At 64.5% G+C, this 14,309-nt stretch carries 13 protein-coding genes; 9 read left to right on the plus strand and 4 right to left on the minus strand.

Annotation, left to right across the window (positions count from 1 at the left end):
- From HRV97_RS16215 to HRV97_RS16255, 9 genes are all read left to right on the plus strand, one after another.
- The coding region (locus HRV97_RS16215) for a hypothetical protein (RefSeq protein ID WP_174195183.1) at positions 1–257 on the plus strand (257 nt) is incomplete at its 5' end.
- Positions 258–586: 329 nt separating this feature from the next.
- Complete coding sequence (arsC, locus tag HRV97_RS16220; protein ID WP_174195184.1) at positions 587–1,015, plus strand: arsenate reductase (glutaredoxin); 429 nt, start codon at positions 587–589, stop codon at positions 1,013–1,015.
- Between the two features lie 4 nt (positions 1,016–1,019).
- Positions 1,020–2,093: an ACR3 family arsenite efflux transporter gene (gene arsB, locus HRV97_RS16225; protein WP_174195185.1), complete on the plus strand. Its 1,074-nt coding sequence runs from the start codon at positions 1,020–1,022 to the stop codon at positions 2,091–2,093.
- Positions 2,090–2,413, plus strand: a complete 324-nt coding sequence (locus HRV97_RS16230) for a YnfA family protein (RefSeq protein WP_174195186.1) — start codon at positions 2,090–2,092, stop codon at positions 2,411–2,413. Before arsB ends, HRV97_RS16230 begins: the two co-directional genes overlap by 4 nt.
- Positions 2,414–2,456: 43 nt before the next feature.
- On the plus strand, positions 2,457–3,197 hold the full coding sequence (gene arsH / locus HRV97_RS16235; protein ID WP_174195187.1) for an arsenical resistance protein ArsH: 741 nt from the start codon (positions 2,457–2,459) through the stop codon (positions 3,195–3,197).
- 84 nt (positions 3,198–3,281) lie between these two features.
- Complete coding sequence (locus HRV97_RS16240; RefSeq protein ID WP_174195188.1) at positions 3,282–3,680, plus strand: MerR family transcriptional regulator; 399 nt, start codon at positions 3,282–3,284, stop codon at positions 3,678–3,680.
- 138 nt (positions 3,681–3,818) lie between these two features.
- A complete protein-coding gene (locus tag HRV97_RS16245; protein ID WP_246248813.1) occupies positions 3,819–5,000 on the plus strand; it encodes a retropepsin-like aspartic protease in 1,182 nt (393 codons plus the stop codon).
- A gap of 163 nt (positions 5,001–5,163) precedes the next feature.
- A complete protein-coding gene (locus HRV97_RS16250; protein WP_174195206.1) occupies positions 5,164–7,113 on the plus strand; it encodes an FTR1 family protein in 1,950 nt (649 codons plus the stop codon).
- Positions 7,114–7,185: 72 nt separating this feature from the next.
- Positions 7,186–7,818 (plus strand): cation efflux transmembrane domain-containing protein, encoded by a 633-nt coding sequence (locus tag HRV97_RS16255; RefSeq protein WP_066782001.1) that lies wholly within the window; start codon positions 7,186–7,188, stop codon positions 7,816–7,818.
- Between the two features lie 255 nt (positions 7,819–8,073).
- On the opposite strand, the gene HRV97_RS16260 is transcribed toward HRV97_RS16255, so the two are convergent.
- The 4 genes from HRV97_RS16260 to HRV97_RS16275 are packed head-to-tail and all read right to left on the minus strand — an operon-like array spanning position 8,074 to position 13,965.
- On the minus strand, positions 8,074–8,397 hold the full coding sequence (locus HRV97_RS16260) for a copper-binding protein (protein ID WP_174195190.1): 324 nt from the start codon (positions 8,395–8,397) through the stop codon (positions 8,074–8,076).
- Positions 8,394–11,534 (minus strand): efflux RND transporter permease subunit, encoded by a 3,141-nt coding sequence (locus HRV97_RS16265; protein WP_174195191.1) that lies wholly within the window; start codon positions 11,532–11,534, stop codon positions 8,394–8,396. Before HRV97_RS16265 ends, HRV97_RS16260 begins: the two co-directional genes overlap by 4 nt.
- Positions 11,531–12,991, minus strand: coding sequence for an efflux RND transporter periplasmic adaptor subunit (locus HRV97_RS16270; protein WP_174195192.1), 1,461 nt, complete (start codon positions 12,989–12,991; stop codon positions 11,531–11,533). The genes HRV97_RS16265 and HRV97_RS16270 overlap by 4 nt, the downstream gene beginning before the upstream one ends.
- Positions 12,988–13,965: a TolC family protein gene (locus HRV97_RS16275; RefSeq protein ID WP_484592862.1), complete on the minus strand. Its 978-nt coding sequence runs from the start codon at positions 13,963–13,965 to the stop codon at positions 12,988–12,990. Before HRV97_RS16275 ends, HRV97_RS16270 begins: the two co-directional genes overlap by 4 nt.
- Positions 13,966–14,309: the final 344 nt, after the last annotated feature.

The raw sequence follows: 14,309 nt of genomic DNA on the forward strand, positions 1-14,309 counted from the left end.
TACCCGTCACACCGCTCGACAAACGGGGTCCCTTTTGGACGCCGATAGGGGGTCCTTTTTGGACGCCGATTGACAATAAGGCTCTCGACGAAGCGCTCGCAGGCGCGATCATCGCTGTTCTGCTCGCGCTGCTGCGCAAGAACCTGACCCGTCAGCTTGTCTGGGCGGGGGCTGAATGTCCGCAGTTCGTAGTCTTCCGACATGGAGGCAGCTGCCTTGATGGCACGGTCGCGGTCGGCATGGCGGAGATTGCGTGATATTTCGCGAAGAGCGACATCGCGCTCTCGTCCCGCCGGCATCGACTTGGCCTCGTCAACCGCACGCACAGCGAGGTTTCCAGCAGGCGCTGCATCCGCGCAGCCACTCGGCGAGATGACCAAGGCTAAAGCCGTGCAGAAAAGCCGAAGGCGAACGAGCAACATCGCTTCAAGCTACGCCAGAACGCTCGACACGCAACCGTTCCGCCTTAGCGTACGCTTTCGGGCCTTCTCTCGCCGGTCCCCGTCAAGGACTGCTGCGCGGGCAACGCGGAGCTGTGCGCGCCGCTGGTCGCCGAACTCGCCCCCTGCTGCTGAAAGGACGCCCCGTGGCCGTCGATATCGTGATCTACCACAACTCCGAGTGCGGCACGTCGCGCAACGCGCTCGCCATGATCCGCAATGCCGGCATCGAGCCGCACGTTATAGAGTATCTGAAGACCCCGCCCTCGCGCGCGCTGCTGGTCGAGTTAATCGACCGCGCCGACATAACCCCGCGCGATCTGCTGCGCGAGAAGGGCACGCCCTATGCGGAGCTTGGCCTAGGCGACACGTTGCTGTCCGACGAGGCGCTGGTGGACGCGATGATGGCGCACCCGGTCCTCATCAACCGACCGCTGGTCGTCTCGCCGCTGGGGGTAAAGCTGTGCCGCCCGTCCGAAGCGGTGCTTGATCTGCTGCCAACCGGCCAACTCGGCTCGTTTGCCAAGGAGGACGGCGAGCGGGTGGTGGACGCCTCGGGTCAACGGGTCGCCTGAACCCATGTCCTCGGTCGCACCTAGCGCTGGCCCTCCAGCGGTACCCCTTGGCACCTTTGAGCGGTATCTGACGCTATGGGTAGCGCTCTGCATCGTCGCCGGCATCGGGCTGGGCCATCTGCTTCCTAGCTTGTTCGCGGCCATCGCCTCGGCCGAGGTCGCGCGCGTGAACCTGATCGTCGCCGTGCTGATCTGGCTGATGATTATCCCGATGCTGCTCAAGATCGACTTCGACGCGCTCGGGTCTGTACGCCAACATTGGAAGGGAGTCGGCGTCACGCTGTTCATCAATTGGGCGGTGAAACCCTTCTCGATGGCGGCGCTGGGCTCGCTGTTCATTAGCTGGCTGTTTGCGCCGCTCCTGCCAGCAGGTGAGGGGCCGTCCTACATCGCCGGCCTGATCCTGCTGGCCGCGGCACCCTGCACGGCCATGGTGTTCGTGTGGTCGAACCTCTGTGAGGGCGAGCCCACCTATACGCTCTCCCAAGTCGCGCTGAACGACGTGATCATGGTGTTCCTGTTCGCGCCGTTGGTCGCGTTGCTGCTCGGCGTCGCCTCGGTCTCGGTGCCGTGGGACACGCTGCTGACTTCGGTCCTGCTCTACATCGTCGTGCCGGTGCTCGCGGCGCAGCTCGTCCGCCGCGCCGTGCTGGCGAACGGAGGGCAAGCCGCGCTCGATCGGCTGCTCGGCCGCCTTGGCCCGGTGTCGCTCGTCTCACTGCTGGCGACACTCGTTCTGCTGTTCGGCTTCCAAGGAGAGGCGATCGTTGCCCAACCGCTGGTGATCGCGCTTTTGGCCGTGCCGATCCTCATCCAAGTCTATTTCAACGCGGGCCTTGCTTACTGGCTGTCGCGCCGGTTCGGCGTGGCTTGGTGCGTCGCCGCACCTGCCGCGCTGATCGGCGCGTCCAACTTCTTCGAGCTGGCCGTCGCTGCCGCCATATCGCTGTTTGGGCTCAAGTCCGGCGCGGCGTTGGCAACGGTCGTGGGCGTGCTGGTAGAGGTGCCGGTGATGCTCTCGGTCGTGTCGATCGTGAAGGCATCGCGGGGCTGGTATGAGCGGGGCGCGCACACATGACAGGTCTGATCTATGTCGGCGCGGCGCTCGCCGAAATCGGCGGTTGTTTCGCCTTTTGGGCATGGCTTCGCATGAGCAAGTCGCCGATCTGGCTGGTCCCCGGAATTGCTTCTCTCATGGTGTTCGCCTGGCTGCTCACCCGCGTCGATAGTGACGCGGCGGGGCGCGCCTATGCCGCTTATGGCGGCATCTACATCTGCGCGTCCCTGCTGTGGCTGTGGGGCGTCGAAGGTGTCCGCCCCGATCGCTGGGACGTGGGCGGCGCGGCTCTCTGTCTGATCGGAACCTGCGTGATCCTGCTCGGGCCACGCGCTGCCTGATCCTGCGCCCTGCTCAACTCGCCCAATTCACGAAAGCTCTCTGATGCCGCTGCGCACGCTTCCTGATCCCGACACCTTCCCAGCGCTGGATCTGGCCTTCATCCGTCATCGGCCCGCCTCCGGTCTTGGACCGCTCGATCCCGCGCCGCGCATCCTGCTGCTCTATGGATCGCTGCGCGAACGCTCGTTCTCGCGCCTTGCGGTCGAGGAAGCCGCCCGCCTGCTGCGGCTGTTCGGGGCGGATACACGCATCTTCGACCCGTCCACGCTGCCGCTGCCCGATCAGGTCCAGGGCGACGATCATCCGGCTGTCCACGAATTGCGCGAACTGGCGATGTGGTCGGAGGGCCAGGTGTGGTGCAGCCCCGAGCGGCACGGCCAGATCACGGGCATCATGAAGGCGCAGATCGATCACCTGCCGCTCGAAATGAAAGGGATGCGCCCGACGCAGGGGCGAACGCTAGCAGTCATGCAGGTGTCGGGTGGCTCGCAATCGTTCAACGCGGTCAACACGCTGCGCCTGCTCGGCCGCTGGATGCGTATGTTCACGATCCCGAACCAATCATCGGTCGCGATGGCCTACAAGGAGTTCGACGAAGCCGGCCGTATGAAGCCGTCGAGCTACTATGATCGCATCGTAGACGTGATGGAGGAGCTGGTGCGCTTCACGATCCTGTTGCGCCCCCATGCGGGCCAGCTTGTCGACCGCTACTCAGAGCGGAAGCAGGCAGGCGTTCCTGTCGATGGCGCCGCTGACCTCTCAGTGATCGCGATCGGCAGGTAAGCCTCGGGCTCGATACATCATGCAGTGAGTTGGAATAAGCTCATGCCGAGTACGAGTGCTCAGTAAAGATCATGTGAGACCACAATGCAGATAGGCGAGCTGGCGAGCGCAACCGCAACCAAGGTGACGACGATCCGCTTCTATGAGGAGATTGGACTGCTCGACCGACCCGTTCGTACTGCCTCAGGTCGCCGCACTTATGGGTTGCCGGATGTCGATCGGCTCAACTTCATTCGCAACGGCCGCAGGCTCGGCTTCTCGATCGACGAGATCCGCTCGCTCCTAGCGCTCGCCGATCAACCGGAGCGCGACTGCGCCGAGGCGGCCGATATCGCATCACGCCATCTCGCTGACGTCGAGGAGCGGCTTCGCCAGCTCGGCGCGCTGCGTGACGAACTCGCCGCCATGAGCGCGGCGGGATGTTGCGCCAAGACGATGGCGGAGTGCCGGGTCATTCAGGCGATCGGCCGCCCAATGGCGTAAGTGGAGACTTACGGCTTGATCCTCTAGCGACTGGAGCATGTAGTGGGGTGCCCATTCCGGCACCGAGGCCGGAGTGGGAAGGATGGAGTGGACGGCGGGGACGGAGCCGCGACGACCGATGTAGATCGTCGAAGGATATTGAAGCAGCTCGGTGTCGGGCTTCTCGGCGCGAGCATTCCTACTGGGGTTGTGGGCAGTAAGGCACCGTCCGGATCGGACTGGCCCGGCTTCGCCGAGCATCCGAGCTGGCGTCCTCTGGAGGTCGGAACAGGCGACACCCTGCTTGCGCCAACGAAGGTCGCGGGTGTCGACACCGAAGCCATTCTGGATACTGGTAGCGGCGCCTCCATCATCAGCTGGCCGCTTGCCGCCAAGCTCGGCATGGCGAACTTGGAGCCGCGGAGAATAGCTGGCCTTAGCGGCAAGGCGGCAGTTGGTTTGGTCCACAATGTCGAGGTGACGCTGGCCGACCAAGTGCATGTCCTGCCTTTTGCCGTCGTCGCCGACCTCGGGGCGATCTCTGCGGCATATGGCAGACCTATCCACATCATGCTCGGGGCCGACGTGCTCGCCAGCGGCTGCGTCGCCCTAGACTTCGGAAAGCGGCGGTTCGCATTCGGGAGGAGCGGCAGCTTTGCCGGCGGGGAAGGGTGGACGACCCTCACCCTTGAGCATGGTGCCAGGCAGGAACTCCTCGTCCACGCCTCAGTGAACGGCTCTGAGCCGGTGCCGCTGATGCTCGACACCGGCAGCTCATCTGCACTCATGTTGTCCGCTGCCTTTGTTGAGGAGCGTAATCTTCTCGCCAATAAGGCCTCCTCCACCGCAGCGCTGGGCGGGGTCGAAGGCGTGCAGATCGTCCGGACGTTCACAACCGACAGCGTTAGCCTGGCCGGGATCTCGACGAGGGTGGTTCCGACCCTCGCCCTCGATCGCTGGGCATCGGTGAGCACGGTGGGCAACATCGGCATGCCACTTCTTGGGCAATTCGATATCGTGCTCGACGTGACGCTTGGACGCCTTTGGATCCGGCCGATACCGCATCGATCGCGTCTGCCGATGCTAAAAGATCGAAGCGGCCTCGGCATTGCCGCTTCGCCAACCGATCTCACAGTCATCCACGTCGCCGTAGGCAGCCCTGCGGCTCAGGGCGGATGGACGGTAGGCGACCGCGTCGTGGCACTGAACGGGTTCCCGATCGACACCTCCTACACCCGCGGTGCGCTCTGGCAGTGGCGCTACGGCCGTCCCGGGGAGGTGGTGAAGCTCACCCTCGCCGATGGCGCGATGCGAACGCTTAAGCTCGCCGACTATTATTGAAGCCGGCTCCCGAGCACAGTTGGGCGATGCTATTGCGAGCCGTTCTCAAATCGCTTGCTTCTACAGTGGCTAGAGGTTGTAGGGCAGTCGCATGTTGCCCCTCGATTCTAGCTATTTAGGTTCTTACGTAGCGCCTTTGAGGCGCCTGATTCACGCCGCTTCCGTGCGGCTGGTCGCTCTCGCGCTCGTGATCCTGCTCGGCCTCCTCGCACCGGTATCCACACTGCAAGCCGCGCCCACGGCCGACCCGAATAACGTGCAAACCGCCTGGCGACTGCTCGACTATGTAGCCGTCGATTATGGTGGCGCGGTTGCGAGCGGACGGATCAAGAGCGCGTCCGAATATGCCGAAATGACGGAGTTCGCAGGCTCCGTGTCGTCACGGCTCGCCGCTTTACCACGAAAGCCTGAGCGGGCGGCGCTGATCGCGGGCGCGGCACGCCTTCAGGATGTGATCGCACGCAAGGGGCCGCCGCAGGACGTAGCACTGCTGGCCCGTAATCTCGCTGCCGATCTTCTGCGCGCTTATCCCGTACCGCTCGCGCCATCCGCTCCCCCGAGCTTTGCGCGCGGCGCTACCCTGTTCGGCTCGACCTGCGCTGCCTGTCATGGCGCAACAGGAGACGGGCATGGCCCCGATGCAGCCAAGCTGGCCACACCGCCGATCGCGTTCACCGATGCGGAGCGGGCCCGTCAGCGAAGCGTATTCGCGCTTTATCAGGTCATCAGTCAGGGCATTGACGGCACTGCGATGCAGAGCTTCGCCGATCTGCCGAGCGAGGATCGATGGGCACTGGCATTTCGCGCCGGCAGCTTTGCACTAACCGACGAACAGGCGCGGAAAGGGGAGAAGCTATGGAAAGCCGATCCCGCGCTTCACCAACAAGTTCCGGACCTCAAGGCACTTGTGGCGCTCACGCCTGCCTCGCTCGCCGAGCGCATCGGCGAAAAGCAGGCGCTGGCGGTGATGGCCTATCTGCGCCGTCATCCGGAAGCCGTGGTCGAACAGGCTCCAGCGTCGCTGTCGCTCGTCCGCCAAATGCTCGCGGCCAGTCTCGATGCTGCTCGCAAAGGGGATCGCAGGGCCGCGAAGGAGCTGGCGCTGTCCGCGTATCTCGATGGTTTCGAACCGGTTGAGCCGACGCTCGGTGCGCGGGACGGGACACTGCTCGCCCGGATCGAGGGTGCGATGGGCGAGTATCGCGCCGCGATCGATCAAGGCGCCGCGCCAGATGACTTGGCAAACCGCGCTCTGGTCCTCAATGGCCTGTTCGACGATGCGGAGGCGGCGCTGGCCCCGAGTGCATCCAGCACCGCGTCGACTTTCTTGGGCGCGTTCACGATCCTGCTGCGCGAAGGGCTGGAAGCGCTGCTAATCGTCGTCGCCATGATCGCCTTTCTCCGCAAGGCGGACCGCTCGGAAGTCTTGCCCTACGTGCATGGCGGTTGGGCCGGAGCGCTTGTGGCCGGCCTGCTGACCTGGGTGGTCGCCACCTATGCGATCGGGATCAGCGGCGCGAGCCGGGAACTGACCGAGGGGTTTGGTTCGCTATTCGCCGCCGTGGTCCTGCTCTCTGTCGGGATATGGATGCACGGCAAGGCGCAAGCCGATCAATGGCAGCGCTACATCCGAGAGAAGATGACGCACGCTCTGTCGGGCCGCTCGGCCTGGTTCCTGTTCGGGCTCGCCTTCGTGGTCGTCTATCGCGAGGTGTTCGAGACGATCCTGTTCTACGCGGCGCTTTGGACGCAGGGGAATGGCAGCGCGCTGCTGGCCGGGGCAGGGGCGGCCGTCGCCATACTGGCCGTGATCGCCTGGGCCATGCTGCGCTACAGCCGCCAGCTCCCGATTGCCAAGTTCTTCGCCTACAGCTCGTGGTTGATGGCAGGCCTGACGGTAGTCCTCGCAGGCAAGGGCGTGGCTGCTCTGCAGGAAGCCGGCATTATCGACATAGCGCCGATCGCCGAAGCGCCACGGCTGTCGATACTCGGCCTATTCCCGACGTGGCAGTCCATCATTGCACAGCTTGTCATGGCGATCACCATTGCCATCGGGTTCGCCTTCAATCGTCGCAAGAAAGTCGAGACGCCTGATCTTGCGACTGCCGAGTGAGTGCGCTTGGTCCTCCCGGACTAGATGCTTTCTTCTTGCTCCTACGGCGGCTATAGATTGTAGAAGGTCTACATGAGCGACAGTGAAACCTCCTCGTGTGGCTGCACGGGCGATACCAAACGTGCCGAACGCGACCCTGCGTACCGACGTGCCCTGTGGATCGTAGTTCTGCTGAACCTTGGGTTCGGCTTGATCGAGATTGTAGGTGGATTCATCGCCGATAGTCAGGCGCTGAAGGCGGACGCGCTCGATTTCATCGGTGACGGCACGATCTCACTGTTCGGGCTGATCGCGCTGGGCTGGACCGCCCACGCCCGATCGAGGATCGCCCTTGCACAAGGTCTATTCCTTGGTGCGTTGGGCTTGGGTGTCATCGGCTTTGCCGTCTGGCGCGCGATTAACGCCGTAGCTCCGGAAGCTGAATTGATGGGTGGGATCGGGATCGTTGCCCTCATCGTCAACGTGAGCGCTGCGCTTATGCTGGCGCGTTTTCGCGAGGGCGACGCGAACGTGCGTGCGATCTGGCTGTTCAGCCGCAATGATGCGGTGGCCAACATCGCCGTGATCGTCGCAGCCGGCCTGGTAGCTTGGACGGGGAAGGCTTGGCCCGACCTCGCCGTTGCGGGCGTGATCGCGCTGCTCTTCCTGCACTCCGCGTGGGAGATTACCCGCGGTGCGTTGGCAGAGATCGCGGGGCGGTTGTGAAAGGCCCGCTTTAGCATTACGAGCCGGGCGGCGCCTGTCAGATCCTGGATCATGCGTCATTAGCTTGCTTTCGTTTGCTGGCAAACACCATCAGAAACGCAAGGATGGACGGGGCGATCTGGTTGTGACTGTTAAGATGGCCGCACGCTAAGCCAGCACAGACCCAGACAAGGCTGAAGCCGAACGCTTCCGGCTCCAAGCCTCGCTGTCATCCGAGGAAAGCTAGACTGAACTCTCGCCGCGCTGACCAGGTGGCTACTGCGGCCTGATCGCGGTCACCTCGGCGTTCATGCCCTGAGCCTTGGCGGTAAAGCCGACCCGCTGACCCGTCCGGAGGTTTTTTAGCAACGTGGGCGGCGAAGCGCGGAAGGTCATGGTCATCGCTGGCCAACCGATCGCCGGTATCGCGCCATGCTTGATGGTCACAGTTCCAGCCCGAGTGTCGAGGGCGGTGATCGTCCCTGCGCCGGTCCCGACCTTGGCTGCCGCAGCGGGCTTGGCGGATTGGGCCCACGCAGTTGTTGAGCCAGGCGCAAGCAGTAGGGCGGTCCCGGCGATGATGATAGACTTCGTTGTCACGATGCACTCCTTTCAGCGGTGGTGGACGCCCGACGCCGCAACAGCAGGTAGGCGGCAGGCAGGATGAACATGGAAAGAAGGGGAGCGGTCAGCATCCCGCCAATCATCGGCGCGGCGATACGGCTCATCACCTCCGAGCCCGCACCGTGTCCGATAAGGACGGGAAGGAGGCCGGCGATGATAACCGCGACCGTCATCGCCTTGGGGCGAACCCGCAACAGCGCGCCTTCGCGGATCGCCTCGATAACCTGTTCTCGCGACGGTGACAGTCCCCGTTCGGCGAGCGCGTGCTTCAGATAGATCAGCATGACGACGCCGAACTCTGCGGAGACGCCCGCCAAGGCAATGAACCCGACCCCGGTCGCGACTGACTGGGCATAGCCGAGCAACCACAGGGTCCAGATACCCCCAACAAGGGCAAAGGGCAGGGTCCCCATGACGAGTGCCGCTTCGTCGAGCCGACCGAAGGTAAGATAGAGCAGGAAGAAGATGATCGCGAGCGTCGCCGGAACGACGAGCATAAGCCGGGATTCGGCGCGTTGCAGATACTCGAACTGCCCAGAATAGGCGATCGACACGCCGGGGCTGAGCCGGACGCCCTTGGCAACCGCACGCTGTAGGTCGGCAACGGTCGAGGCAATGTCGCGACCGCGCACATCAACGTAGATCCATGAGGACGGTCGGGCGTTCTCGGTTTTGAGCATCGGCGGCCCCTCGGCGATCGACACTGAAGCAACAGTTCCTAGTGTGATCTGCTGGCTCGATGCTGTCACGATCGGAAGGGTGCGCAGGCCTTCAAGGCTGTCGCGCAGCTCGCGCGGGTAGCGCACGCTGATCGGGTAGCGGGCGAGGCCATCCACGGTCTCGCCGATCGTCTCGCCACCAATCGCGCCCGACACAATCTCCTGCACGTCGGCGATGTTGAGCCCATAGCGGGCGGCGGCTGCCCGGTCGATGTCGACGTCGACATAGCGTCCGCCCGTCAGCCGCTCCGCAAGCGCCGAGCTGACGCCGGGCACTGTCTTGGCAACAGCCTCCACCCTCGCGGCAATGCGATCAAGCTCGGCAAGGTCGGCCCCTGACACCTTCACGCCGATCGGGCTCTTGATGCCGGTCGCGAGCATGTCGATCCGGTTTCGGATCGGGGGAACCCAGACGTTGGTGAGCCCCGGCACACGCACGGTGCGGTCCAGCTCCTCCACCAATTTCGCCGGCGTCATATCTTTGCGCCATTGATCGCGTGGTTTGAACTGGATCGTCGTCTCGAACATCTCAAGAGGAGCAGGATCGGTCGCGGTCTCGGCGCGTCCCGCTTTGCCGAACACGGTTGCGACCTCGGGCACCGTCTTGATGAGCCGATCGGTTCGTTGAAGCAGCTCGGATGCGCTCGCGGCCGAGAGGCCGGGTAATGCCGACGGCATGTAGAGCAGGTCACCCTCATCCATCGCAGGGATGAACTCGCCGCCAAGGCGCGTGAGCGGCCATGCCGTCGTTGCAAGTACCAGCACAGCAATAGCGATCGTCGTCTTCGGTCGCCCCATCACCCAACCAAGCGCGGGCCGGTAGGCGTGCGTCAGCCCGCGATTGATCAGATTATCCTGTTCGGCCGGGATGCGCCCCCGGATCAGCCATCCCATCAAAACCGGGACCAGCGTGACCGACAGGATCGCGGCGGCTGCCATCGAATAGCTCTTGGTGAAGGCAAGGGGGGCGAACAGCCGTCCCTCCTGAGCCTCCAACGTAAACACCGGCACAAATGACAGCGTGATGATAATCAGGCTCAGGAACAGCGCTGGTCCGACCTCGGCCGCGGCCTCGGTGATGACACGCCAGCGCTCCTCGCCGGCCAGCACATGGCCCGGATGATCGTGCTCCCAATGCTCGATACGTTTGTGGGCGTTTTCGATCATGACTATGGCGGCATCGACCATCGCTCCAATCGCGATGGCGATGCCGCCCAACGACATGATGTTGGCGTTGACGCCTTGCACGCGCATGATGAGCAAGGCCGCGAGCACCCCCAAAGGCAGGGTCACGATCGCGACCAGCGCTGATCGGACATGCCAGAGGAAAAGGCCGCACACGAGCGCGACCACGATGAACTCCTCGATCAGCTTGCCAGTCAGGTTCTCCACCGCGCGGTCGATCAACTGCGAGCGATCGTAGGTCGTGACGACTTCGACGCCGGGTGGAAGGCTGCGCTTCAACTCGATAAGCTTGGCTTTCACCGCCTCGATCGTCTCGCGGGCATTCTTCCCCTGGCGGAGAATGACGACCCCGCCGGCGACTTCTCCCTCGCCATTCAGCTCGGCGATGCCGCGCCGCATCTCCGGACCGACCTGAACCGAGGCAACGTCACCCAACGTCACCGGCACGCCTGCACCGGCGACCCTGAGCGGGATCGCTTGGAAGTCGCTGATCGTTTTCAGATAGCCTGATGCGCGGACCATATACTCCGCCTCGCCAAGCTCCAGCACCGAGCCGCCCCCCTCCTGATTGGCGCGACGGATAGCCTCAACAGCCTGGGCGTGGGTAACACCGAACGCCGCGAGCCGGGTCGGATCGAGCAGCACTTGATACTGCTTCACCATACCGCCGATGCTCGCCACCTCGGCGACGCCGGGCAGCGTCTTCAACTCGTAGCGCAGGAACCAATCCTGCAACGATCGGAGCTGAGATAGATCATGTTGGCCGGTGCGGTCGGCGAGAGCATATTCGTAGACCCAGCCCACGCCGGTCGCATCTGGCCCTAACGCGCTGCGCGCGCCCTCCGGCAAGCGACCTTGCACCTGGTTCAGATATTCGAGCACGCGGGAGCGCGCCCAATATAGGTCGGTCCCGTCCTCGAAGAGCACATAGACGAAGCTGTCGCCGAAGAAGGAATAGCCGCGAACGGTCTTGGCGCCGGGCACTGAGAGCATCGTCGTGGTCAGCGGGTAGGTGATCTGGTTCTCGACGATCTGCGGCGCCTGGCCTGGCCAGCTCGTGCGGACGATGACCTGAGTGTCGGAAAGATCGGGCAGAGCGTCCACCGGCGTGGCTCGCATGGCGAACACGCCTGCAATGGCCAGCGCAGCGGCCGCCAGGATTACCAGGAAGCGGTTTGCAACGGACCATCGGATGACAGCGGCAATCATCGGCCGCTCTCGCGTGCAATGCGGCGCAGCGTCGGCCCTTCCGTGGGTTGGTCAAACCCGAACCGCACCCGATCACCCTTGCGATAGCCGCGAGCGAGCGCCGGATCGGCAACGCGGAACGTCATCGTCATGGCCGGCCACCCGATCGCTGGTACGGGCTCATGCGATATGGTGACTGAATCCGGTCCGATCGCCTCGATACGGCCGACCGTCTCGGCAAGCTGCGGCATGGGCTTGGCGCTCTTGGAGGCCTGCGCTTCGCCCCCGATAGGCCGAGCGTCCAGCCCGGACAGGCTCGCTTCGGAGTCGATCAGGAACTGGCCCGATGCGACGACCTTCTCCCCCTCGGCAAGCCCGGCAAGAATCTCGGTCTTACCGCCACCTTCGGCGCCAGTGCGAACCTCGGCGGGTCGGAAGCGCCCGCCATCGCTGGCGAGCATAACAAGCGTGCGCCGCCCCGTTCGGATCACCGCCTCGCTTGGCACAAGGAGAGCGTCACGGCTGCTTTGGTTAAGCTGCACGCTGGCGAACATGCCGGGACGCAGCCGTCCGCCGCGATTGGTAAGCTCGACGCGCACGGTGAGGGTGCGGGTAGTGGCCTCGGCCTGAGGCAGGATTGCGCCAATGCGGCCTCTGAAGGTTTCACCTGGGAAGGCCGCGAGCGTGGCGGTCACGGGTGTGCCGACGCGGAGCTGGCCGGCAAGCGCCTCGGGCACGGCCGCGTTTAGCCACACTGTTCCAAGGCCGTTAACCTCGGCAAGGGTCTGGCCCTGAGAGACAGTCATACCTTGCCGAACGCCAAGCGTCTTGATTACGCCGGCAACCGGGGTGCGAATGGTCGTGTTCCCGCCGTTGGCACCGGTCATGCCGAGAAGCACCATCCTTCGCCTTGCGGCTCGCGTGAGCGCGGCGTCACCCGTGCGGCGGACGGCTTCATACTCGGTCTGTGCGCCCGCCCATTCGGGGACAAAGAGATCGGCGAGCGGAGCGCCGGCAGGCACGACATCGCCCGGTGCGCGCGCGTAAACGCGCTGGACGAAGCCGCCGCTGCGCGCCTGAACAACGGCGACGTTGCGCTCGTTGAACTCGATGCTGCCGGTCGCAGAGGCTGCGGTGGAGAGCGCCCCTCGTTCAACGGCGACAATGCGGGCGCCGAGCCTCTGAAGGCTCGCGGGATCGATGGTCACCCCGGGAGAGGCAGATGAGCCCCCCTCATCAGCGTAGCGCGGGATCAGCTTCATACCCATCGACGAGGTTCCGGGCCCGTCGTGGCGCTCTGCCGGGATCATCGGATCATACCAGTAGAGGATTTTGCGTTCCGCAGCCGCAGGCGCCTGCGCCTCGGGTGTCGCATGCGTCGCGAGCCCTGCTATCCCGAAACCTACTCCTCCAGCGACGATCGTGAGCACGGCCGCTGCGGCAAGGAGGCGCGAGCGGGTCAGTGTTATCGTGTTCATTGAGAGTCGCCCCCGAAGGTGATGGTGAGGCGCACGGCATCGCGTGCGACCTCCGCTTCGCGATCAAGCGCAGTCAGCTCGGCGTCAGCGAGTGCGGTCTTGGCCTCGATGACGTCCGTCAGGCTGGCGCGACCGGCCGAATAGCTGGCCGTCTCCAACCCGGCGCGCTTGCGCGCCAAGGGAACCAGCGTGTCGCGGGCGCGCATCCACTGCTCATGGTGCATCACGTGGTCAGCAAGGCCGGCCTCCAAGTCGGCTTCCAATGCGCGTCGCGCATCTTCGCGCTCCGCGTCGGCCTGGGCGGCAGAAGACTGGCGGGCCGCGATACGAGGGTCTTGGCGTGACCGTGCGAACAGCGGCAGCGTCATCGAAACTCCCGCCGAAACCATGTCGCCATAACGTGGGTCGCGTCGCTGATAGGCAACCTCGAACCCCCAATCGGGCCGCTTTTCCGCCCGCGCTGCGGCGACGTCTGCCTGGGCACGGCTGACACCAGCCTCCGCCGCAAGAACATCGGGGTGTCGGTCCAGCGCCGCTCGTAGCTTGGCAGGCGCAAGGTCCAGCGCCGGAATGTCGCCCACGGTTTCAGGCGCCTGGACGCCAGTCCATCGCGTCAACATGGCGCGGGCGCGAGCAACCGCCGAAAGCAGTTCAGCCCTGCGATCCTCCAAGGTGGCAATCGCCTGATCCACTGCCAGAGTCTGTGCTGGCCTTGCTGCTCCCGAGGCTGCAGCCGTTCGGGCCGCAGCCGGCAGTGCGCGAAGCGCGCCAAGCGATTCGTCCATGGCGCGAAGGCGACGCTCGGCATAAGCGAGGTCGATCCATGCCGATCCTGCGCCGAGCCTGATCTGGCGGAGCCTGGACGCCTGTGATGCTTCGGCAGCCATTATGGCCGCTCTGGCCTGGGCCTGAGCGGCATGGCGCTTTGCCAGATTGGGCACGTCCTGCTGAACGCCGACACGCCCCATCGTCATACTATTGCCGTTGAGCGTGTACGCCGGGGGCCCTGACACAGGAAAGTTGTCCAGCCCGAACGAGAGCCGGGGATCCGGAAGGCTACCGGCGGCACGGGCGTCCGCGCCCGCGGCGGTGATTCCCGCTCGCGCCGCTGCGGCCCCGGGTGCATTGGCGACCGCGTCGCGGAGAGCTTGGTCGTAGGTGAGGGGGCCCGCCTGTGCGGCACTCGTAATGAGTGCCGCTAGGGGCACCATGTAGGATGCGCGCATTCGTCGTTCCTCCATGTCATGATCGCAGCAGAACCGGAACGGCGCGCGCTAGGCGTCGCGCCGTTCCGGGACCCTCCAGTTGTTCAGGCGCT

This window comes from Sphingomonas hominis (assembly GCF_013328205.1).
In the GTDB taxonomy this organism is placed as follows: Bacteria; Pseudomonadota; Alphaproteobacteria; order Sphingomonadales; family Sphingomonadaceae; genus Sphingomonas; species Sphingomonas hominis.